The sequence below is a fragment of the Patiriisocius sp. 208BN25-11 genome, from assembly GCF_058147145.1.
This window is the reverse complement of the sequence record NZ_JBYVJY010000010.1, coordinates 21432-44249: the sequence shown is the minus strand read 5'-3', so window position 1 is coordinate 44249 and position 22818 is coordinate 21432. Positions and strand designations below refer to the sequence as shown.

Genomic DNA, 22818 nt, shown 5'->3' with positions numbered 1-22818 from the left:
TTAACCTGTGAAATGGAACCAAGCACTTAAAGATTATCAAAATTATCTTCGTATAGAGCGAGGCTTGTCTGCAAATTCTATTGCAAACTATTCGTTAGACATCAAGAAGTTAATTTGCTGGTTAGAAGACACTAAAACCACTAGCTCTCCAAATAAAATTTCTGCAGAAATACTTCAACAGTTCATTTACACCATTGCTAAAGATGTAAACCCAAGATCGCAAAGTAGAATCATCTCAGGTTTGAAAGGTTTTTTTAATTATCTCATTTTTGAAGAATATAGAACTACAAACCCACTAGAATTAATAGAGAGCCCAAAAATTGGTAGGAAACTACCCGATACACTAGCCATTGAAGAAATTGATCAACTTATTAAAGCCATCGATCTAAGCAGTCCGCAAGGGGAACGTAACAGAGCCATGCTCGAAACCCTATACGGCTGTGGCTTACGTGTCACCGAATTGATTACCCTTAAAATTTCAGATTTATTCTTCCAAGAAGGGTTTATAAAAATTACAGGAAAAGGAGACAAGCAACGCTTTGTACCCATTGGAGACACCACTATTAAATACATTGAATTGTACAGAAAACAAGTGCGGGTACATCAAAAAATAAAACCCGAAGCACAAGACACCTTGTTTTTAAATAGACGCGGAAATGGCCTAACCCGTGCTATGATTTTTACCATCATTAAACAGTTAGCAGAAAAGGCAGGTATTGACAAAACCATTAGTCCACACACCTTTAGACACTCATTTGCGACCCACCTCTTAGAAAACGGAGCCGATTTACGTGCTATACAACAAATGCTAGGACACGAAAGCATTACAACCACAGAAATTTACACCCATATTGAGACCTCTTTTTTACAAGAAACTATTGCTAAATTTCATCCAAGGAAAAACGATTGAAGAATGTCGAAAATTAAGTATGCAGTGTCAGTAGCAGTTGGCAGTATTGTTTGATTTGAAGATTGGACAATTTGAAAATTCACCCTCAGCTCTCAACTTCTTTGCTTCTTTACATCTTTGCTACTTTGCCTCTTTGCCTCTTTGCTCCTTTGAAACTTTACAACGAATGACGAATGACTAAAATAAGTATGCAGTGCTCAGTTGCAGTTGGCAGATGAAATCCCGATAGCTATCGGGATGAAAATGTGACGATTTGAAGATTAGAAACTTTGAATCTTTGCTACTTTATACCTTAGTAACTCAATAACGAATAACGAATTACGAAAGTTTAAAAACATACTCCTAAACACCTAAACTTTTTCTCTCAATGAGCAAAGCGAATGGTAAAAAATCAATCTTCTGGTGGCGGATGTCCGTGGATACCCTCGTAGATTTCATCAAAATTAGTTCTTAAATGACTACGCAATTTTATACGATAATCGTTTTTAAGCCAACTAATAAAGTTATGGGTACTCTTACTAATACATTTTGAATAGCGCTCAATTCTAAAGTCAATATCATCTCCTAATTTCTTAGCCAAATCTAATGCGTCGTAGACATCTTCACTATTTTCTGTACAGATGTATGCATGCTGTGCAATAGAACGCTCTAAAATTACTTTAGATGACTCTCCGGCTTTTACAGAATTGGTATAGGCTTTTTTAATATCGAAACTCACATCTTCAGTCTTCGAAAACTCTTCACGTAAGGCCTCCGGCATTTCATAGCTGAAATAACTTTCTAGCTCTTCATCATCCATCAAATTATCCAGATAATAATTTGGAGACCTAAAAATACGTTGCCAATCTAAGTCTGCTCCCCAGGGCCCAAAACGATGGAAATTATTTCCTAAATCAATAACATCAAAAGTCGTTTTATTTTTAAGGATACGAGACCCACGACCAATCATTTGGTAGTATAGCGTTAATGATTTTGTAGCTCTATTTAAGATAATAGACTCTACCGTAGGCTCATCAAAACCTGTAGTTAAAATACTCACCGATGTTAAAATAGCATCTGGCGTTTCATGAAACCAATTTAAAATTTCTTTGCGTTGCTTTTTTGTGGCAGTATTATCTAGGTGCATGATAGGATAGCCTGCATAACTAAAAGCATCATACACATGCAAGGAGGTATTAATACCATTATTAAAAATAAGCGTTTTCTTACCCTTAGAACGCTCCTCGTATGCTTGCATAAGCTTGCTAAGCATGTCATTCGTGGTGTATAAATCTTCTGAAGATTTTACCGTATAATCCCCATTTGCACCAACTTCAAGAGAGGTTAGTCCAACATTATAACTAAAGGTATTGGCACTAGCTAAAAACTCATTTTCAATTAAAGCCTCAATAGTTTCACCTACGATAAGCTCATCGTAGTTGTCATTCATAGGCAACTTGATATTCGAACTTAAAGGAGTTGCAGTAACCCCTAATATAAATGATTTCTCAAAAAATTTGAAGAGCTTGGTAAATGAATTATAGTGTGCTTCATCAATAATAACAAGTCCTACATCACTAATATCGAGCTTGTCATCTTGTAATCTATTGTTTAGTGTTTCAACCATTGCCACAAAGCAACTATATTGATCCTGATCATCTAAGTTTGCAGTACTGTTAACGACTTTATTAATCACACCAAACTCAGTAAGCATTTTAGAGGTTTGCTTTAAAAGTTCAATACGGTGTGTCATGATCAAGACACGTTTGTTATGGTTTTTGAGGTACTGCCTCACAATTTCAGAAAAGATTACAGTTTTCCCTCCACCTGTTGGCAATTGGTATAACAAATGATAATCCTCTGCAGCATCATCAAACGCTTTAAAAATCTTACTTATAGCGCCCTTTTGATAGGCGTATAAATCTTTACCAGTTTTCGTTTCGTCAATACTATTTGAAGTGTCTATAGCCAAAATAATGAGAATTTTTGCAAGTCGCAAAATTACGTTCTTTTGTGACTTATACAATGAGAGTTGCGTAGTTTTTTTCTGAAATTTTAAAATAAAAAAAGGTTGCTTGCAAAAGCTACTATATACCTAACGCAATATCCCCTTTTAAAATTTCAGCAAGAAAACTTTTTATAGGAGCATTGGTATTTAGAGCGGGTATTTTTTATATTTGAACTTTACTTAAAAACACTACTATGGGAAGAGCTTTTGAATTTAGAAAAGCAAGAAAAATGAAACGTTGGTCTGCTATGAGCAAGGCCTTTACTAGAATTGGTAAAGACATTGTAATGGCAGTTAAAGAAGGTGGTCCAGATCCAGATTCAAATTCTCGTTTGCGTGCTGTAATACAGAATGCAAAAGCTGTAAACATGCCTAAAGACAATGTAGAACGTGCCATAAAACGTGCTAGTGACAAAAGCTTAGGTGATTTTAAAGAAGTACTATTTGAAGGGTATGCGCAACACGGTATTGCGGTACTTATAGAAACTGCTACAGATAACAATACCAGAACGGTAGCCAATGTGCGTTCGTACTTTAATAAAACCGATGGTAATTTAGGTACCTCAGGCTCTGTAGTATTTATGTTTGACCATGTGTGTAATTTTAGAGTAAATGTTGGCGACATGGATTTGGAAGAATTAGAACTAGAATTGATTGACTTTGGTGTAGAAGAAATATTTGAAGATGAAGATGGTGTTTTAATCTATGCTCCTTTTGAGAGCTTCGGAAATATTCAAAACTTCCTAGAATCGAATGCTATTGAAATTTTATCTTCTGGTTTTGAACGTATCCCGCAAGTAACCAAAGCACTTACTGAAGAACAAGCAGCCGATGTAGAAAAGTTATTAGAAAAACTCGAAGAAGACGATGATGTACAAAACGTATATCACACCATGGAGGAAACGGCGTAGATTGGTGATTGGTGATTGGTGAAATTATAAACCGAGCATCTCTTAAACTAATAAATCCCTAAACTTTTAAACACATAAACTTATAAACTATTTGTCCCTTTGAAACTTTGTGGCTTTGCATCTTTTAAACTCAACTCCACTCAGGTACTTTACCAACAATACCTTTATAGTACTCTTTTAAAATGGGCTCATCCACTGTGATATCTCCTGTTGGGTAAAAAGCTTCACTTATGCCCATTACTTTGTTTTTGTAATCAAATCGTATTGAGATAATAGGCACTTTTGCAGTTGTGGCAATATAGTAATACCCTGTTTTCCAGCTATCCACTTTTTCTCTAGTCCCTTCTGGAGCAATGGCCAATCGAAACTCTTCATGGCTTTCAAAAACATTGGCAATGGCCTGTACTTTGTTTTCTGCCTTTCCTCTATTTAAAGGTGCACCACCCATCCATTTAAAATACCAACCAAAAGGAGGTTTAAACAATTCTTTCTTACCAACAAAATTGATTTGTATCTTTAAGATGCGACGTGCAAGAATAGACAAAATGAAATCTACATAACTTGTATGTGGTGCTACAATGAGTACCGATTTTTTTATCGAACGATCAAAATCGCCGTCTATTTTCCAACCTAATAGGTTGTGGTATATAAATTTTGCAAACCCCATAAAATGTTATTATTATGTAAAGGTAGCCTATCTAGGATCGGTTTCCAAAATAGCATATTCAAAATTATCTGACCATCCAGATGCCAAAGGAAGTATTTCTCTACATCGACCCTCCCTTGTAAATCCTGATTTTTCAAGCACTCTAATAGAACCTAGATTTTCAACGGCGCATCCAGCCTCAACTCTATGCAGTTGCAGCGTCTTGAAACAAAAGTCTAATACTTCCTTTACTATTTCTGTAGCATAGCCTTGGTTCCAATGTTTTGGGTGCAATTTATACCAAATCTCTGCCCTAGCATATTTCGAATCTCCAACATTAATACCAAACAAGCCCACAAACATATTTGAGTCTAAAGCTTCAATTACTAAGGTGTACTTTTTTATTGGATTAGCTTCTAAAGCCAAAAGTAGAGGAGCGACAATTGCTTTTGTTTCTTCCAGGCTTTTAGGAATTGCCAAGGTATTGTATCGCGCAACTTCAGGAATGGCATGTAACCTATGAATGGATTTAAGGTCACTAGCATCGATGTATCGTAATCGGGTTCTTTTTGTGGCTATAATGCCTTGCTTAGACATCTTTTTGTTCCTTTATCATGGCATTGGCTTTCACTAAATCTTCTGGAGTGTCTATCCCAACACTTTGCTCTTTGGTAGGTACCATTTTTATGTTTTTACCGTATTCAAGATAACGAATGCATTCTATTTTCTCGGCAGCCTCAAGGGTACCCATAGGCAAATGGTAAAAATCTAATAAGGCTTGTTTTCTAAAGGCATAAATCCCAATATGCTTGTAATAGGGTATTTCCATATTTTTTTCTCGCGGATATGGAATGGGAGATCTAGAAAAGTATTGCGCAAAGTTTTCTTTGTTCACAATCACCTTTACATTATTAGGATTTTCAATTTCTTCAAGATCGTACAAGCGCACCATTAAAGAAGCTAAATCAATTTTTTCTGCATCTTCCTCTTTAAAAACTGCCAATACTTCTTCCAACACTTTTTTATTGGTAAAAGGCTCGTCTCCTTGCACATTCACCACGATATCGATATCCATATCTTCAATCGCTTCCGCAATACGGTCACTACCACATTCATGTTCTTTAACACTCATGATTGCTTTACCGCCATGTTGGGTTATTTCTTGGAAAATAATGTCGCTATCTGTCACCACATACACGTCATCAAACAACTGCGTTTGTAGGGTAGCTTCATAGGTACGCAAAATAACTGTTTTGCCTCCTAAGTCTTGCATAAGTTTTCCTGGAAATCGAGACGCTTCATAGCGCGCCGGTATCATTGCTATTATTTTCATAAATGTATTTCGCTTTACAAAGATATTCTTTTCTGAAATGTTATGTTCTAAAACAGCTTTCTTCAAACTAAAATTTCCGAAGAAACCACAAGTACAACTTTTAGTCTTTAGCCTTTAGCCTTTAGCTTTTGCCTTTAGCCTTTAGCCTTTAGCCTTTAGCCTTTAGCCTTTAGCCTTTAGCCTTTAGCCTTTAGCAAAAATGAAATTAATTTTCTAACTGCATTATTCGTCAATAATTTTCAAATTAGACAATACTGCCAACTGCCACTGAGCACTAAATACTTATTTTTCCTCATCCATCATCCGTCACCCGTCATTCGTCATTTGACATTCAACACTCATCATTCGCAAAAAGCTTTGTATACCCCAACCCTAAAAGGAGCAAAGCTTTTTGCCATTATTTCATTTTAAAATTAAATTCAACCATCATCGGTCATCGGTCATCCATCATTCGTTTTAAAGTTATAAAGAGGCAAAGTTGAATTTTGAAATTAGACAATACTGCCAACTGATACTGAGCACTGAATACTTTTTTCCCTCATCGGTCATCGGTCATTCGTCATTCATTATTCTTCATTAGACATTCAACATTCCCTAAAGATCTTCTTCAAAAAAATCTTCTTTAAAACCAATCAAATATAACTTTTCTTGCGCTCTTGTTATCGCAGTATAGAGCCAACGCAGGTAATCTTTATCAACTCCATTTGGCAAATAAGGTTGTTCTACAAAGACGTTTTGCCATTGTCCACCCTGACTCTTATGACAGGTAATGGCATAGGAGAACTTAATTTGCAAGGCATTGAAATATCGATTTTTCTTAACGGCCTGAAACTTTTTAAACTTAGACGTTTCATGCTCGTAATCTTTCATGACTTCTTGATACAAACGGTTGGAGTCTTCATAGGTTAATGAAGGGGTTTCTGAGGTTAACGTATCTAACAATAATACCGTTTCAAACGCCTTCATTCTTGGGTAATCTGCTAGTTGTACTTTTACTTCCGCAAAGCGAAATCCGTATAATTCTACAAATCTAAAAATCTCTAAAACCTGAATAATATCACCATTAGCAATAAATCCGGCATCGCTTTCACTAGATACCCAGTGGTAATTATTTTTTACCACCATCAATCTATCTCCCGTTGCCAGCTCATCTTCTTGAAATAATATCCGACTTCGAATACTTTGGTTATACAAGTTTGCGCGTTTATTAGAACGTACAATTAAGACAGTATTATCATTGTCTTCACTATTATAATGCTCTTCAAGGGCATTCATAATCTCCATACCATCTTGTGGCCGAACAACATCTGGAAATTCTTGGTTGCTAAATTTAAACCGATCAAAAATACCTTCATTAAGCGTCTCTCTCAATTTTGTAGCATTCCACAAAATCCCGCTATCATGTTGTTGACGTACTACGTCGTCTAACTCAATTTCGATCACTTCTTTGTTAAACTGGTTTTCTAAAGTACGTGCATCTAATGCAGGGCTAACATCTAATTTTACCGGCGGCAACTGTGCTGTGTCTCCAATAAGTAACAACTTACAATTATGACCGCTGTAGATGTATTGTAGCAAATCATCTAACAATGAACCATTTTCAAACAACTTTGCATCCTGATTAATATCTGGTATCATAGAAGCTTCATCTACCATAAATATGGTATTTCTATGCTTGTTATTTTGAAGTGTAAAAGAGACTCCTCCCCCTTTTTTTGGTTTAGGGTAGTATATTTTTCTGTGAATGGTAAAGGCTTCCTGGTTCGCATAATTGCTAATTACCTTGGCAGCTCTACCTGTTGGAGCCAACAATACTGCCGACATTTTTGCTTTCCAAAGATTTTTTACAAGTGTACCTGTAGTGGTCGTTTTTCCAGTTCCAGCATATCCTTTTAAAAGAAATACCTCATTTTTAGCATCACTCAAAACGAATTTAGAGAGCAACTGTAACGCAATATCCTGTTTTGCAGTAGTGTTATGCGGGAAATCGCTTTTCAACAAACTATAAAAATGTGATACATCCATAAAACAGGTTTCTTTCAGGGTTTAAAGATGCCATTATTTTTAAGAATATACTTTTACCAACAAAAAAAAATTGTAGATTTGCGATAGACCTTATTATATATAAAAACTAAATTTTCTTTATAATGAAATTAATCTTACAACTTGTTCTTTGGTTACTTATTATCTTTTTAGGATGGAAACTATATAGCTCTATTATTGGGCCTGTTGAGTTTAATGAAAAACGTGATGCACGTTATGCCAAAGTAATTAAGAATTTAAAAGATATTCGTGCTGCAGAACTAGCACATAAAGAGATTACTGGAAAATTTACTGGAAGTTTTGATAGCTTGGTTCGCTTTATCGATACAGCTCAGTTTGCTAACATTCAACGTCGTGATACAAGTTTTGCAGATGAGAAGAAAAATAAAGCGTACGGATTGGATCCAAAAACAGGTGGTTATATTTTAGAAAAAGTAATTATTGATACACTTGGATACACTCCAGTAAAAGATTCTCTATTTAAAGGTAGTGATCGTTACAAAACAATGATGAACCTTCCATTAGAAGCAGAAAACATCTCTGGAAAAATTGAGTTAAAAGCTGGAGAAGTTGTAAAAAACAAAACAACCTATTCTGCTTTCGAAGCAAGAGTAGCGAAGAAAATAGTGTTAGGAGATCTTGATAAAGATTTATTACAACAAGAAGAGCAAGTAGTTTCTGTAGAAGGAGTAAATGGAGCTTACATTACTGTAGGTTCATTAGAAGATATTGACACTTCTGGTAACTGGCCAAAAATATATGACGCTGAAGAAACCAAAAAACAACAATAAGGGGTTACCCTCACATAAAAGACTGTCCGTTCAAATTTCATTGACCGGACATTCTTTTTTAATAACCCATACGGTTACCAAAGAAGTACTGTTTTTTTCTGAAACATCCTTTGACCACGTAACCACTCCCCAATCATTATTAGAACTTCTAAAAAAAGAACTTCACCAAAACAACATAGCAGACGATTCATTTGATGAGATTGTATTAATCCATGCCAATGATATTGCTACGGTAGTTCCCACTTCATTATTTGACGAACAAAAAGCAGCAGAGTATTTAAAATTTAATTCTAAAATACTAGCTACAGACTTTATTGCTCACGATGAACTCAACACACAAGAACTATGTGTTGTGTATACTCCCTATGTTAATATCAATAATTTCTTTTTTGAAACATTTGGTAGCTTCTCCTATTTCCACGCAACCACAAAACTTTTAAAGAGCATCTTAAACTCATCAAATGCAGGACTAGAAAGCAATATTTTCCTTCATGTATTTAAAGATCATTTTACGTGCATTATAACAAAAAACAACCAATTACAATTGTGCAATAGTTACACCTACAAAACTCCAGAGGACTTTATCTATTACATTCTATTTTGCTACGAGCAACTTGGCTTACAACCAGAAAAAGATCCTATTATACTAAGTGGTGCTATTCGTGAAAATGACGATTTATATGGGCAGCTTTTCACCTATGTAAGACACATTCATTTTGATGAAAATAAAAAAGGACTTCAAATAGAAGAAACACCAAAACACATTCACAAAATCATTTCAAACCTATAAGCATGCGCATCATTTCTGGAACACACAAAGGAAAACGCCTAACAGCACCAAAAACCTTACCCGTTCGTCCAACCACAGATTTTGCCAAAGAAGGTTTGTTTAACATCCTTAACAACCGATATAGTTTTAGTCAGCTATCATTACTAGATCTTTTTTCGGGTACCGGAAATATTAGTTACGAGTTTGCTTCTAGAGGTTGTAAAGACATCACAGCGGTTGATGGTCATTTTGGCTGTGTAAAGTACATATCTAAAATTTCCGAAGAACTTGATTTTAATATTCATGCCATAAAGGGAGATGTTTTTAAATACACCAAAGTAGCCTCAAGATCTTTCGATATCATTTTTGCTGATCCGCCTTATGACTTCACAATAGAACAATTGGAAGAATTAATCCAAAATTCGTTTAAAAACGGACTCGTATCAAAAGAAGGAACCTTCATTTTAGAACATACAAAACACACCGATGTTTCTGCTTTTGAGCGCTTTACAGAATCAAGAAGATATGGTGGTTCTGTTTTCAGTTTTTTTGAATAGCAGTTCCATTTTTTTTATTCAAAAAAAAGCATATTTTTGAGAAATAGCAAGTGCTTATACCCTGCTATACTTATAGAATAAACACCCTAATTTGATGCAAACCTCACTCCTCAAAACCATTGATTTGGACTTTGTCCATATTGAAATATACCCCGATTATCTCATTACAACCACCAAAGAAGGTGTTGTATTTGATGTAAAAGAACTAGCCACTATTTACGAAGTATTTGATAGTTATTTTCCGGGCAAAGATTTTGGACTCATTGCCAAAAGAGTAAATGATTATACCGTAAATCCTACCTGCTATTTAGAATGTGCAAAATTAGAACGTCTTAAAGGAATGGCCATTCTCTGTTTTGATGAAGCTAACTATAATAATGCAACATTTGAAAAGGCATTCTACAAAGACATAGAGGCTTTTTACACAATAGAAGAATGTATTTCCTTTATAGAAAGTAAATTATAAAAAGCAGGTCTATAAGCCGGGTTCTGTTCAATCTGGCTTGTGCCAAAAATTCCTTATCATTTATCTAGATATAGATTTACACCTATATTCAATCTGCCTACCCTCCAGCATGGGCGGGAACCCTTAACGCTGGTATACGTGGCATTTCACCGCATAGAGTTTACCTGGTTTCACTACAGCATTACCTGTACATTCTTTCTGTTGCACTGGTCCTACCTCGCCTATGGCGGGTGACGGCCGTTAGCCGCTATGCGCCCCTATGGTGCCCGGACTTTCCTCCTCAAAACTAGTTTGAAGCGATAAGGCGACCTGCTGTGACAAAAGTATCATTATTGTTAATAAATACCGTAAAATACTCAGGGCTATTTTTTAATTAAATGCTGTACATAGGTATATTTGTTTTTATAGTATGGAACCATTTATTGTATCAGCCCGAAAGTACAGACCCACTACATTTAAAGATGTTGTAGGGCAACAGGCTATTACAAATACCCTGGAAAATGCCATACAAAACAACCACTTAGCACAAGCGCTTTTATTTACAGGACCGAGAGGTGTTGGTAAAACCACTTGTGCACGTATTTTGGCTAAAAAAATTAACCAAGATGGCACCCACAAAGAGGACGAAGATTTCGCATTTAATATTTTTGAGCTAGATGCTGCCTCTAACAACTCTGTAGACGATATCCGTAATTTGATAGACCAAGTTCGTATTCCTCCACAAGTAGGACAGTACAAAGTATATATTATTGACGAGGTACACATGCTATCGTCTGCTGCTTTCAATGCCTTTTTAAAAACCCTTGAAGAGCCACCAAAACATGCCATTTTTATATTGGCTACCACAGAGAAGCATAAAATAATACCTACCATCTTATCTAGATGTCAGATTTTCGATTTTAGACGCATCACCGTTCAAGACATCAAAGGACACCTAGCCACTGTAGCACTACAAGAAAACATTACAGCAGAAGACGATGCCTTGCACGTCATTGCTCAAAAAGCAGATGGCGCACTTAGAGATGCCCTTTCTATTTTTGACCGTGTTGTTAGTTTTTCTGGTGCCAACCTAACAAGAGAAGCTGTTACCGAAAATCTAAACGTACTAGATTACACCTATTACTTTAGCATTACAGACTTACTCTTACAAAACAATATTCCGCAGCTTCTACTTAGCTACAACGATATACTAAGCAAAGGCTTTGATGGTCATCATTTTATCATGGGACTTGCATCACACTTTAGAGATCTAATGGTTTGCAAAAACCAAGAGACCATCGCATTGCTAGAAGTAGGTGAGCAAGTAAAAACCATGTATTTAGAGCAATCTCAGCAAACATCGCATCCTTTTTTACTAGCAGGTATTGACATTGCCAACACCTGCGACCTCAAATACAAAACAAGTCGTAACCAACGTTTATTAGTAGAATTGTGTTTAATGCAATTAGCTTCTCTCACTGCGCAGGGAGAAAAAAAAAACTCCAATAATGTAGGAAAACGTTTTGTTTTACCTCCATCCCATTTTACTACTGCGCCTATATCACCCTCGGAAATTTTAGATGCCCCAAAACTTTCCAGTGAACCTGATCCCGAAAGCTTTCGGGACGAAGTTGAAGTTGAAAAGGTTCAAGAGGAAATCATAAAAGTTTCTGAAACACAAAATGATGTAGTACCTGATACTATTGAGAAAAATATTGAAGAGGAAAACGAAACTCCTAAAGTTGCCGAAACTATTACAAATGAAACTAACATTTCAGACCGCGTGTCGCCTGAAGCTTTAGCGGAGGCACAAAAAACTCAAATAGCTCCACCTCCCTTAAAAAAGAGAGTTTCTGCATTATCATTAAAAAGTATTCAGAAAAAGCACGAGCTTGCCAAAGAACTCATTGCAAATGCACCCGATCAAGAAAACCTTCCTGCAGAAGATTTTACGGAAGAAGCAATGATTAAACACTGGAATGCATATACAGAAGTGATCAAAAATAAAGGAAAATACAACCTTCTTTCGCACCTTACTATGAATGTTCCTGTGCTTAAAGATGGAATGATTCACCTTGTTTTCCCTAACGAAACCATTAAAGTAGAAGTAGAAAGAGACAAATATGATTTGCTCGGCTATTTGCGTAGAGAATTACAAAACTACGATATCGATTTGGTGATTGAAGTAAATGAAACAGAAGTAAAACGATACGCCTACACCACCAAAGAGAAGTACGAAAAAATGCGAGAAATAAATCCAAACCTAGAAGAACTCCGCAAGGCTTTTGATTTGGATATTTAAAAGAGTATTATGAAAACTAAGCAAGACCATCCAATACAAATGTTAGGGCTTAAATTACCTACAGATCCTCGCTGGGTAAATATTGTCGAGAAAAATGTAGAAGAAATTTTAACAGACCACGCCTATTGCGAGCAAAAAGCTGCTTCTACTGCCATCTCTCTTATTGTTTCGTTTCCAGAATATACAGAACTAGTTCAAGAAATGGTGGCACTAGTTAAAGAAGAAATTAGTCACTTTAAACTAGTACACGACAAAATCATCGCACGCGGTTGGACCATGGGTAGAGATCGTAAAGACGAGTATGTAATTGCTATTATGAAGTTCTTCCCCAAAGGAGGAAGCCGCACCACACAACTCGTACACAGATTATTATACGCCGCCCTTATTGAAGCAAGAAGTTGCGAGCGTTTTCGTTTATTAAGTGAGCAACTTGAAGACAAAGAATTAGCCGACTTCTATTACAAACTCATGGTAAGTGAAGCAAGTCATTATACCATGTTTTTAGGTTTTGCAAGACAATATGGAGATCGCAAAGAAGTGGATGAGAAATGGCAAGCCCTTTTAGACTTTGAAGCTCAAGTGATGAAAGATTTGAGTACTGGGGAGAGTATTCATGGATAGATAATAATGCAATACTTTGAAAATTTATTATATCCCACTGCCAACTGCCACTGAGCAGCCTGCCAACTATTCCACTTTAAACTCCTTCGCCCTACGTTCATTATACAACTGCTTTACAATACCATCAGCCAAACCAATTTTTGGGACGTAGATAACTTTAGCCCTTGACCATTTCATAGCCGATAGATATATTCGGGTTGCTGGGATAATGACGTCTGCTCTATCAGGGTTCATATTTAACTCGAACACTCTTTCATGATAATTGTACTCTCTAATTTTTTTATAGAAATCTGCCATGAAAAAATAGCTCAATGGTTTGCCAACTTTTTTCTCACTAAAGCGATAGATACTGTTAATATTTCCGCCAGAACCTATCACATCTATTTTTGGATATAGTTCGGTATTTTCATGAATCCAATCTTTTACCTCATCCCAAATAGATTCTTTTACCATATCATTGATAATACGAACGGTTCCCAACTTAAATGATTTTGAACATACACTTTTACCATTTGCAAATACTGTAAACTCGGTACTTCCACCACCCACATCTACATACAAAAAGACTTTATTGTCGCTAATAAGTTGTTTTAAATCTGTGGATGCAATGATAGCTGCCTCATCATTCCCATCAATAATTTGGATATTAATTCCTGTAGCTTCTTTTAATTTTTTTGCGACTTCATGACCATTCGAAGCTTCTCGCATTGCAGAAGTAGCACAGGCTCTATAACTCACCACTTTGTGAGTCTTCATAATTAATGAAAATGCTTGCATGGCATCTAACATGCGCTGGTAACTAATATCACTTATAGCTCCTTCAAGAAATACATCGGCACCTAAGCGTATCGGCATACGCACCAAAGAGGTTTTCTTAAACTGTGGTGCAAAGCCTTCTTTCTCAATAACTGTAGCAATGAGCAATCGAATGGCATTAGAGCCAATATCAATCGCTGCATATTTCTCTATTCGTAACAAATTAGCTTTCTATTTTATTTTTAAAGTATTCATACAACGCAAATTGAGATCTTACTTTAGGGTTTTCATTAATTCTATAAGCATTTTCTTGGTTTTCTGAAATGATACGTGCTTTTACATTATCGCTCCAACAGATCTCAAATGTATCTAATATTTCTTGTTTGATAGCATCATCATAAATAGGGCAAGATACTTCCACTCTATTATCAAGGTTACGACCCATGAAGTCTGCCGAAGATATATACACTTTGGGTTTGCCTTCATTTTCGAAAATATACAATCTAGGATGTTCTAAAAATTTATCTACAATACTAATCACTTCAATATTTTCGCTCATTCCTTTTACACCGGGAATTAAACAACAAATACCGCGGACGATAAGCTGTATCTTTACACCAGCCCTACTTGCGGCGTACAACCTATCAATCATTTTATAATCTGAGAGACTGTTTAGTTTTAATTTAATTCCGCTCTTCTTACCTTGAATGTTATTTAAAATTTCAGTTTCAATCATGCTATATATTGCATTTCTAGTGTAATGCGGAGATACAATTAAATGATTGTATTTTGTGATTTTATAATTTACTTCAAAGAAATCAAACACTTTGTTGAGTTCTTTTCCAATCTTTTGATTGGCCGTAAATAAGGTATAATCTGTATAAATTCTAGCAGTGGATTCATTGAAATTCCCGGTGCTAATAAATGCATAACGTTTTAATTTACCTTCCTCTTCGCGCTGTACAAAACAGGTTTTACAATGTACTTTTAACCCAGCCACTCCAAAAATAAGTTGTACTCCCTCGCTTTGCATTTGCTCTGCGTAATATATATTCGCTTGCTCATCAAAACGTGCTTGCAACTCGATTTGCACCGTTACTTCTTTCCCATTTTTTGCCGCATTAATCAAACTACTAGCAATATGAGATACTTCTGCTAATCTATAAATAGTAATTTTTATGCTTTTAACCTTAGGATCCAAGGCTGCTTCTCTTAAAAATCGAACTACGTAAGAAAAAGTTTGATACGGCGCATATAGTAAATAATCCTTCTTTGCTATTTTATCAAGTAAACTTCCCTCTAGATTTAATCCAGGAATTCGTAAAGGAACTATTTTTTCATACTGTAAATCATCACGACCCAGACTAGGAAACTTAATGTAATCTCTTCGGTTGTGATATCTTCCCCCTGGAATGATACTATCGGTGTTATCAATACCCATTTTTTGCATTAAAAAAGATAACGTTTCCTGATCGATGGTTTTATCGTACACAAATCGAACAGGATCACCTGTACTTCTGTCTTTAACAGATTCAGAAATTTTGTCTATAAAACTCTTACTTAGGTCACTTTCTATGTCAAGCTCTGCATCTCGAGTTATTTTTATCATGTGCGCAGAAATACGGTCGTATTTAAAAATGCTAAAAATTTGATGTAAAGAATACCGAATCAAATCATCTAGGATGATAATAAACTTCTTTCCATCTTCTTCTGGCAATTCTACAAAGCGTTCTACACTTTTCGGAATTTCAATTAATGCATAGGTATTCTTTGATTCAAATAGCGTATCATTTTTGGATAATTCCATTTTCACAGCTAGATAAGCTGCACTATCTTGAAGTGTGGGAAATGTTTCTAGTTGGCCTATCATGATAGTTACCAATGCTGGACTCACTATTTGTGTAAAATAATTGGTAATAAATTTAGATTGCGACTCAGACACCTCTGTTTCATCGATGATGAAAATGTTTTCTTTTTTTAATTCATCCTTAATGCTGCCTAGAATTTTGAGACTCGTCTTTTGTTGTTTGATAACTATTTGAGTAATCATTTCCATGAGCTTTGCAGCAGGAATACCCCCTAAAAAACTTTTACCTCCCTTTCCAGCATCATCAATACGCTTAATCGTAGCATAACGTACTTTAAAAAACTCGTCTAAATTATTTGAAAAAATTCCTATAAAGCGCAGCCGTTCGATAAGTGGTGTAGATGTGTCTTCTGCTTCTTGTAGAACTCTAGCATTAAACTGTAACCAACTTAACTCTCTGTTGAAATATTTATTTTCGTGAGGATTTTTATGTTTGCTTGCTGTCATGGGTTTATTTTAAATCTCTCGGAAAAATTGTCTTAATGTTAGTTCCTGTGCTTAAAGCACTCCATTGATCTTCATTAAATTGAATGGCTACAAATCCACTGGTAGGTAGGTTGTCAATATAGGTATTCCCTAGCATATTCACAATGGATGTAAATGCGTGGTTATGACCAAACAACATCACACAATCAAATTTGTTATCAAGCTCCTTGATAACCTTCATTACTTGTTGACCGCTAAAATCGTACAAAGCAGCATTTTTAAAATATTTTGAAGCATCCAAAGCAAAAGCCTTTTTAAAATATACCGACGTAGTAGCTGCTCTCACAGCATCACTAGTAATCATAATATCTGGGGCAGGCATAGAACTTGCCACTGCCGCTGCTACCATTGCTGCATCAGTTTCGCCTCTATTTTTTAAGGGTCTTTGATGATCAATCACATCATGCTTCCAAGAAGATTTTGCATGTCGTGTAAAATATAATGTCTTCATAAAGTATTCCTCTTATAAACAAATTAAGGTTGTAATCTCGTTACAATCCAATTTTCGTTCTTTTTTGTGTATTGTATTCTATCGTGCAATCTACTACTGCGTCCTTGCCAAAATTCAAATTCGATAGGACGTACCAAATAACCTCCCCAATCTGCTGGTTTTGGTACAGGAGTATCTTTGTACTTTGCATCTAAAGCCTCCAACTTTTCCTCCAAGCTTTTACGGTTTGCTATTGCTGTAGATTGATCACTCACCAAGGCTCCTAGCTTACTCGCACGAGGTCTTTTATTAAAATAGGCGATCGATTTCTCTTCGGAAATTTTAGATGCCGTTCCTTTTATTATAATTTGACGCTCTAGGCCAGGCCAGAAAAAAGAAAGACAAACGTTTGGGTTCGCTGCAATAGCTTGTCCTTTTTCACTTGTGTAATTTGTATAAAAAACAAAACCTTCGGCACTAATTTCCTTTAATAATACAACACGGCCTCTTGGCATTCCTGAAGCGTCTACCGTACTTAAAGTCATCGCGTTTGCTTCATCAACAGCCTCAGATGCTTCTGCTTCTTGAAACCAGGCATTAAATTGATGCATCGCATTTGCAGCGATGGAAGCTTCAGTAAGCGCTCCCTTTTCGTAAGACTTGCGATAATCGTGAAGGTTTTTATCCATAAAATTGCTTTCCTGCAAGTTACAAAGATTGCAGCATGTAACATATAGTAGCTATTTTAAAATTTTGTAAAATTTCAGAAGACATAAAACGTGAAGCCTTGTTGAAAAAATTAAAAATATCTAAACCCTAATAACTTCGGAAATACTAGATCTCAAAAACCTTTCCATCTGCCGCTAGTTCTGAACTTGGAAAAACTGCCTGAGCTTCCTTTTGAAATGCTTCATAATCTCCATAACGGCCAGAATAATGCCCTAAGACTAAGGTGCCTACTTGTGCTTCTTTAGCAATCATTGCCGCTTCTTTGGCAGTACTATGCTTGGTTTTTACAGCCAAATCATGTTGGGCTTGTAAAAATGTAGCTTCATGATACAAAAGACTAGCCTTTTTTATTTGCGGAACTATTGCAGGAAAGTAGCAAGTATCACTGCAATAAGCATAGCTTTTGGGCGGTGGCGGATCAAAAGTAATATCAGCATTTGGAACCATCTCACCCGATTTTGTGACCCCATCTGCTCCTTGTTTTATTTTACGAAAGTAACTCATTTCTACATCGAGTGCTCTCGCTTTCTCAATATCCAAGACGCGTTCGGTTGGTTTCTCTTGAAATAAAAAACCATTGGTGTAGATTCTATGGTCTAGCGGAATTGTAGTGACCGTTACCTTTTCATCTTCAAACAATACTTGAGGTGAAGTGCTTTCTAATTCATGAAAATACAAGCCGTAATTGGTATAGCTCTTTCCTAACTCTAATTGCAATAACACCGCTTCTTTAATGCCTTTGGGACCATAGATGTGCAAGTCAGCTTCACGTCCTAACAATCGAAACGTAGAGATAAGTCCTACCAATCCAAAAAAATGATCACCGTGTAGATGCGAAATAAAGATATGCTTAATTCTAGCAAATTTCACTTTAAACCTTCGTAACTGAACCTGTGTTCCCTCGGCGCAATCTATTAAAAAAAGATGCCCTTTTACTTCCAATACTTGAGCGGTTGGATTCGCATCCCAACGAGGAGTAGCAGAATGGCAGCCGAGAATGGTTAGTTTCAAAGTATTTGTTTTTAAAAAATAGTTCTAGTTGTCTAAAATTTCCGCCCGCGTGTCGCTAAAGCTTTAGCGGAAGAGTAAGAATTTATATCAATTATGTGAACGCCCTTCGACAAGCTCAGGGTGACAGCTAGTTTACGTGAATTGATTTTTAACATTTAATAAACAAAGAGTTCCTTAAAACCCTAAATCTCTCTCTATTGCTTCCATTTCAAGAATATCTTCACCTTCTTGAAGGGTAGGCACGACCACTAGCTCATCTGGAAAAAGATCTGGATCGATGGCATTATTAATAATCACAAAAGAATGGGAGGTTTCTCTATGATTAGTAGATACTTCCATGAATAATAACAATTCTTCTAATGTTAATTTCTCGTATTTTAAGAGATCTAACAAAATATGTTGTTCAGAAAATGATGCTGGAATTTTATGTGTAAGATAGGAAGCAAAGTCTTTAACATCGTCTCGCTCGTCTTCTAATAGTGTATGGGTATCTAACTTTTTAACTATCATTTCTCTTAATTTTTGATGCCAATAAATACAAAACCGCCATGCGCACTGCCACACCATTTTGCACTTGATCTAAAATAATGGCTTGTTTGCTATCTGCCACGTCGCTGGTGATTTCTACTCCACGATTGATAGGCCCTGGGTGCATGACTACAATCTCTTTATCTAGTGAATCTAGGATGCTTTTGTTAAGACCAAACTGTTGGGTATATTCTCTGGTAGATGGAAAGTAACTAATATCCATTCGTTCGTTTTGAACACGAAGCATGTTTGCTACATCACACCATTGTAAAGCCTTTATTAAATTAGGTTCAAATTGAACTCCTAAAGACTCTATATATCTCGGCATTAATGTTTTTGGACCACATACTTTTACAGTAGCGCCTAGTTTTTGCAGTGCAAAGATGTTAGACAATGCAACACGCGAATGTAAGATATCACCAACAATCACTACTTTTTTACCAGCCACACCTCCTAGCTTTTCTCGAATAGAGTAGCTATCTAATAATGCTTGGGTTGGATGCTCATGTGCACCATCACCAGCATTAATAATACTAGCGTTGATATGCTTTGATAAGAATACACCTGCTCCAGGATTGGGGTGGCGCATCACTACCATGTCTACTTTCATAGACAATATATTGTTGACCGTATCAACTAAAGTCTCTCCTTTTTTTACAGAGGAAGATCCCGCAGAGAAGTTTACCACATCTGCAGAAAGTCTTTTTTCAGCAAGCTCAAAAGAAAGTCTAGTTCGGGTACTGTTTTCAAAAAATAAGTTCGCGATGGTAATATCACGTAGCGAAGGCACTTTTTTAATAGGTCTGTTAATCACTTCTTTAAAATGATCTGCGGTTTCAAAGATGAGTTGTATGTCCTCTTCTGTGATGTATTTAATACCTAATAAGTGATTTACGCTAAGTTCGCTCATCTTACTCTTGTTCTTTTATTAAATATACTGCGTCTTCTCCTTCATTTTCTTGCCAACATACTTTCACTTTTTCGCCACCAATAGCATCTACCTGTCTTCCTCTATAATCGGGTTGTATGGGTAAATGTCTACTAAACCTTCTATCGATTAGGGTGAGTAGTTCTATTTCGGTGGGACGGCCAAAATCTTGAATGGCTGTTAAAGCGCTACGTATACTCCTTCCTGTGTATAAAACATCATCTATAAAAACCACTTTTTTATTTTCTACTACAAAATCTATGGCAGTTTCATTGGCTTCTAGCGGTTTTTCGCCTCTTCTAAAATCGTCACGATAAAATGTAATGTCTAGTAAGCCTAGTTGTACATTTTTAATCTTGTAATCGTTTTCTAGAAGGGTCACCAAACGTTTGGCCAAAAAGCCTCCTCTAGGTTGAATACCTATAAGTACTGTTGCTGTAAAGTCGTCGTGATTTTCTATTAACTGACAAGCCAAACGATGCAAAGCGATGTGAATCTCTGTTGCGTTTAATAGTGTTTTTTGGCTCATAAGGAAGTGTTCTGAAACGTATTCAGAATACAAAAGTACTACTTTTTAACAAATGTATATAGCAAATCCTATTTCCGAAGAAAAAATAACACAGATTACTCTGGGTATTCTACACGTAAATGATAGATGTTATTAAGTTTTTTCTTAAGTACTTTTTTAATGAGCTGGATCTCTTTAAAAGTAACATTGGCATTTAAAAACTGCCCTTGTTCCATTTGACCATCGATAATCTTTTCTACAAATGCATCAATTTTGGTTGATGTTGGTTCTTTTAAACTTTTACTTGCAGCTTCTACACTATCGGCCATCATTAGTATTGCAGTTTCTTTAGAAAATGGCATGGGGCCCGGATATCGAAAGTCGGATTCATTTGCAGCCCCTTGTTTGTCTAGTTCTTTTTTGTAGAAATAATAGACCATACTGGTACCATGATGGGTACGTATAAAATCGATGATTCTATCGGGTAATTTATTTTTACGCGCAATCTCAATACCATCTATAACATGCCCAATGATGATCTCTGCACTTTCTTTAGGATCTAATTCGTCATGTGTATTTACACCACTTAATTGGTTTTCTGTAAAATAGGTAGGGCTTGCCATCTTGCCAATATCGTGGTACAAAGCCCCCACACGCACCAACATAGAGTTGGCTCCAATTTCTTGGGCAGCAGCCTCTGCAAGGTTTGCTACATTTAACGAATGGTGAAAAGTCCCAGGTGCTTTGTTGGAGAGTTCTTTTAATAATTTAGAATTGGTATCGCTCAACTCTAAAAGTGATACATCAGACACCAATCCAAATACTTTTTCGTAAAAATAAATAAGTGGGTGCGCAAATAAGGTAGCCAAACCACAGAGCACAAAATAGCCAAAAATCTCCCATTCAAATTCATGAATATTCCCTTCTTGAATCAATACAAAAGCAAAATAACCAATGATGTAGATTAAGGTAATTTGTCCTACCGAAATGAATAGGTTGGCTCTTTTGTAGAGTTCAGAAACCGTTAAGATGGTCACAATCCCAGCTATGATTTGTAAAAACAAATACTCAAAACTGTTGGGTACAATAAAACCTAGCAATAAAATAGTAAGGACGTGTACAAAGAGTCCGAGTCTTGGATCGAAGAAAGCCTTGAGGATAAGTGGTAATATACAAAGCGGCACTACATACACATATTTGGCATCTAACTTTACTACAATTGTAGTAAGGAATACCATGAGCAATACATTAAATAGTATAAAGGTAACTTTGGTGTTGTTGTTATAGATTTCTGTTCTGTATTTCTTCAGAAACAAGAAAAGCATTAATAGCACCAGCATCACCAACAATGCATAGCCAACCAACAGCCACAAGTAATTGGATTTAGTCCATACTTGTGATTGGTATTCAGATTTTAAAGATTCTAAAATTTGATAGGTATCTCCTTCTACCACTTCACCCTTGGCAATAATACGACCGCTTTTTTCGATAATACCACGGTTAGGGTTAATTGCATTTACCTCATCATCGATAGCAGCTTGGGTAAGTTTTGTATTTAAAAACACATTGGGTTGAATGACCCGATTTAGTATTTTTTCAATTAATACACTAGACTGTGAGAGATCTGCAGCAACACTAGGAGATTTTAGCAAAGAGGCAACCTCATCTTGCTTTACAATTTGATGAAAGTTAATTTCATCTATTTCATTTCCCGATTTAAGATACACCAACTTATCACCATCATACAAGTGTATTTGATTGGTCACCCCATGCTTATAAATTTTAGCAATTATGGTTTCACCACGCCTTTTAATACTTGCTTCGGAAATAGAAAACAAAGAGTCTACATAGGTTTCATCTAACAATCTTGAAAACTCATTAGAAACAGCATCAACAATACTTGCATCGACATCAAAATATGGAACCGCATTATTTATAATTTGCTCTTCTTCTGTAGCTAAGGTTTCAGCATCTTTTTTAATGGTGAAACTAAATGGAGCATATAAGTTTTCATATTGCCAGGGTTTTCCTTTCTGAAAATCATATTTAAATTGCCCACCTTTTGGGAAAAGATATATAACCAAAAAGGTAGCAACGATAAAAAGAAAGGAGCGATAGATAAGCGCTTGATTTCTTGATACAATGCTTAAGGTATTTTTCATATAATTGATATTCAGGGTAAAGATACCTATTGGTAAAAGGAATCACAAAACCTATGTCTGTAAAGATTGATAATTTCCATAGAAATACGTAATTTCGT

The 22818-nt window shown here is 35.9% G+C and carries 22 protein-coding genes and 1 other RNA gene; 8 read left to right on the top strand and 15 right to left on the bottom strand.

All coding sequences use genetic code 11. The annotated features are described in order from the left end of the window. The first annotated feature begins 7 nt into the window (after nt 1-7). Nucleotides 8-910, top strand: coding sequence for a site-specific tyrosine recombinase XerD (gene xerD / locus ACY2RS_RS11700; RefSeq protein ID WP_490098841.1), 903 nt, complete (start codon nt 8-10; stop codon nt 908-910). Nucleotides 911-1301: 391 nt separating this feature from the next. On the opposite strand, the gene ACY2RS_RS11695 is transcribed toward xerD, so the two are convergent. After that, entirely contained in the window at nt 1302-2855 is a 1554-nt protein-coding gene (locus ACY2RS_RS11695) for a DEAD/DEAH box helicase (protein WP_490098911.1), read from the bottom strand. Nucleotides 2856-3091: 236 nt separating this feature from the next. Here ACY2RS_RS11695 and ACY2RS_RS11690 point away from each other — a divergent pair, with 236 nt between their 5' ends. Continuing rightward, entirely contained in the window at nt 3092-3808 is a 717-nt protein-coding gene (locus ACY2RS_RS11690; protein WP_490098840.1) for a YebC/PmpR family DNA-binding transcriptional regulator, read from the top strand. Nucleotides 3809-3938: 130 nt separating this feature from the next. On the opposite strand, the gene ACY2RS_RS11685 is transcribed toward ACY2RS_RS11690, so the two are convergent. The 4 genes from ACY2RS_RS11685 to ACY2RS_RS11670 all read right to left on the bottom strand — a co-directional run bounded on the left by ACY2RS_RS11685 (nt 3939) and on the right by ACY2RS_RS11670 (nt 7812). After that, the gene (locus tag ACY2RS_RS11685; protein ID WP_490098839.1) at nt 3939-4475 is read right to left on the bottom strand and encodes a 1-acyl-sn-glycerol-3-phosphate acyltransferase; all 537 of its coding nucleotides are present in this window, start codon (nt 4473-4475) and stop codon (nt 3939-3941) included. 27 nt (nt 4476-4502) lie between these two features. Next, nucleotides 4503-5051, bottom strand: a complete 549-nt coding sequence (locus tag ACY2RS_RS11680; protein WP_490098838.1) for a GNAT family N-acetyltransferase — start codon at nt 5049-5051, stop codon at nt 4503-4505. After that, nucleotides 5044-5787, bottom strand: a complete 744-nt coding sequence (kdsB, locus tag ACY2RS_RS11675; protein ID WP_490098837.1) for a 3-deoxy-manno-octulosonate cytidylyltransferase — start codon at nt 5785-5787, stop codon at nt 5044-5046. Before kdsB ends, ACY2RS_RS11680 begins: the two co-directional genes overlap by 8 nt. A 594-nt stretch (nt 5788-6381) precedes the next feature. Next, nucleotides 6382-7812 (bottom strand): ATP-dependent DNA helicase, encoded by a 1431-nt coding sequence (locus ACY2RS_RS11670; protein ID WP_490098836.1) that lies wholly within the window; start codon nt 7810-7812, stop codon nt 6382-6384. A 122-nt stretch (nt 7813-7934) separates the two neighbouring features. Here ACY2RS_RS11670 and ACY2RS_RS11665 point away from each other — a divergent pair, with 122 nt between their 5' ends. The 4 genes from ACY2RS_RS11665 to ACY2RS_RS11650 all read left to right on the top strand — a co-directional run bounded on the left by ACY2RS_RS11665 (nt 7935) and on the right by ACY2RS_RS11650 (nt 10413). Further along, nucleotides 7935-8621, top strand: a complete 687-nt coding sequence (locus tag ACY2RS_RS11665; protein ID WP_490098835.1) for a hypothetical protein — start codon at nt 7935-7937, stop codon at nt 8619-8621. Further along, a complete protein-coding gene (locus tag ACY2RS_RS11660) occupies nt 8590-9411 on the top strand; it encodes a DUF3822 family protein (RefSeq protein ID WP_490098834.1) in 822 nt (273 codons plus the stop codon). Before ACY2RS_RS11665 ends, ACY2RS_RS11660 begins: the two co-directional genes overlap by 32 nt. A gap of 2 nt (nt 9412-9413) precedes the next feature. Beyond that, complete coding sequence (locus ACY2RS_RS11655) at nt 9414-9947, top strand: RsmD family RNA methyltransferase (RefSeq protein WP_490098833.1); 534 nt, start codon at nt 9414-9416, stop codon at nt 9945-9947. A 94-nt stretch (nt 9948-10041) separates the two neighbouring features. Further along, entirely contained in the window at nt 10042-10413 is a 372-nt protein-coding gene (locus ACY2RS_RS11650) for a hypothetical protein (RefSeq protein ID WP_490098832.1), read from the top strand. On the opposite strand, the gene rnpB is transcribed toward ACY2RS_RS11650, so the two are convergent. Beyond that, nucleotides 10410-10729: RNase P RNA component class A (rnpB, locus tag ACY2RS_RS11645), an RNA gene on the bottom strand. The genes ACY2RS_RS11650 and rnpB overlap by 4 nt on opposite strands. A gap of 93 nt (nt 10730-10822) precedes the next feature. On the opposite strand from rnpB, the gene ACY2RS_RS11640 reads away from it, so the two are divergent. Both ACY2RS_RS11640 and ACY2RS_RS11635 read left to right on the top strand, forming a co-directional pair. Beyond that, on the top strand, nt 10823-12694 hold the full coding sequence (locus ACY2RS_RS11640; RefSeq protein WP_490098831.1) for a DNA polymerase III subunit gamma/tau: 1872 nt from the start codon (nt 10823-10825) through the stop codon (nt 12692-12694). A gap of 39 nt (nt 12695-12733) precedes the next feature. Further along, on the top strand, nt 12734-13315 hold the full coding sequence (locus ACY2RS_RS11635) for a MiaE family protein (RefSeq protein ID WP_490098910.1): 582 nt from the start codon (nt 12734-12736) through the stop codon (nt 13313-13315). Between the two features lie 66 nt (nt 13316-13381). On the opposite strand, the gene ACY2RS_RS11630 is transcribed toward ACY2RS_RS11635, so the two are convergent. From ACY2RS_RS11630 to ACY2RS_RS11590, 9 genes are all read right to left on the bottom strand, one after another. Next, nucleotides 13382-14293: a Ppx/GppA phosphatase family protein gene (locus ACY2RS_RS11630; RefSeq protein ID WP_490098830.1), complete on the bottom strand. Its 912-nt coding sequence runs from the start codon at nt 14291-14293 to the stop codon at nt 13382-13384. Between the two features lies 1 nt (nt 14294). Next, nucleotides 14295-16385 carry a polyphosphate kinase 1 gene (gene ppk1, locus ACY2RS_RS11625; protein ID WP_490098829.1) on the bottom strand — a complete coding sequence of 697 codons (2091 nt, stop codon included), beginning with the start codon at nt 16383-16385 and terminating at the stop codon, nt 14295-14297. A gap of 4 nt (nt 16386-16389) precedes the next feature. Continuing rightward, complete coding sequence (locus tag ACY2RS_RS11620) at nt 16390-16875, bottom strand: SixA phosphatase family protein (protein ID WP_490098828.1); 486 nt, start codon at nt 16873-16875, stop codon at nt 16390-16392. Nucleotides 16876-16898: 23 nt separating this feature from the next. Next, on the bottom strand, nt 16899-17543 hold the full coding sequence (gene pdxH, locus ACY2RS_RS11615) for a pyridoxamine 5'-phosphate oxidase (RefSeq protein WP_490098827.1): 645 nt from the start codon (nt 17541-17543) through the stop codon (nt 16899-16901). Between the two features lie 145 nt (nt 17544-17688). Then, nucleotides 17689-18594 carry a ribonuclease Z gene (locus ACY2RS_RS11610; RefSeq protein ID WP_490098826.1) on the bottom strand — a complete coding sequence of 302 codons (906 nt, stop codon included), beginning with the start codon at nt 18592-18594 and terminating at the stop codon, nt 17689-17691. 174 nt (nt 18595-18768) lie between these two features. Then, entirely contained in the window at nt 18769-19104 is a 336-nt protein-coding gene (locus ACY2RS_RS11605) for a ribonuclease Z (RefSeq protein WP_490098825.1), read from the bottom strand. Further along, the gene (locus ACY2RS_RS11600; protein ID WP_490098824.1) at nt 19094-20032 is read right to left on the bottom strand and encodes an aspartate carbamoyltransferase catalytic subunit; all 939 of its coding nucleotides are present in this window, start codon (nt 20030-20032) and stop codon (nt 19094-19096) included. Before ACY2RS_RS11600 ends, ACY2RS_RS11605 begins: the two co-directional genes overlap by 11 nt. Before the next feature lies 1 nt (nt 20033). Further along, nucleotides 20034-20579 (bottom strand): bifunctional pyr operon transcriptional regulator/uracil phosphoribosyltransferase PyrR, encoded by a 546-nt coding sequence (gene pyrR / locus ACY2RS_RS11595; RefSeq protein WP_490098823.1) that lies wholly within the window; start codon nt 20577-20579, stop codon nt 20034-20036. A gap of 95 nt (nt 20580-20674) precedes the next feature. Next, nucleotides 20675-22720, bottom strand: coding sequence for an HD family phosphohydrolase (locus ACY2RS_RS11590; protein ID WP_490098822.1), 2046 nt, complete (start codon nt 22718-22720; stop codon nt 20675-20677). Between the last annotated feature and the right edge of the window lie 98 nt (nt 22721-22818).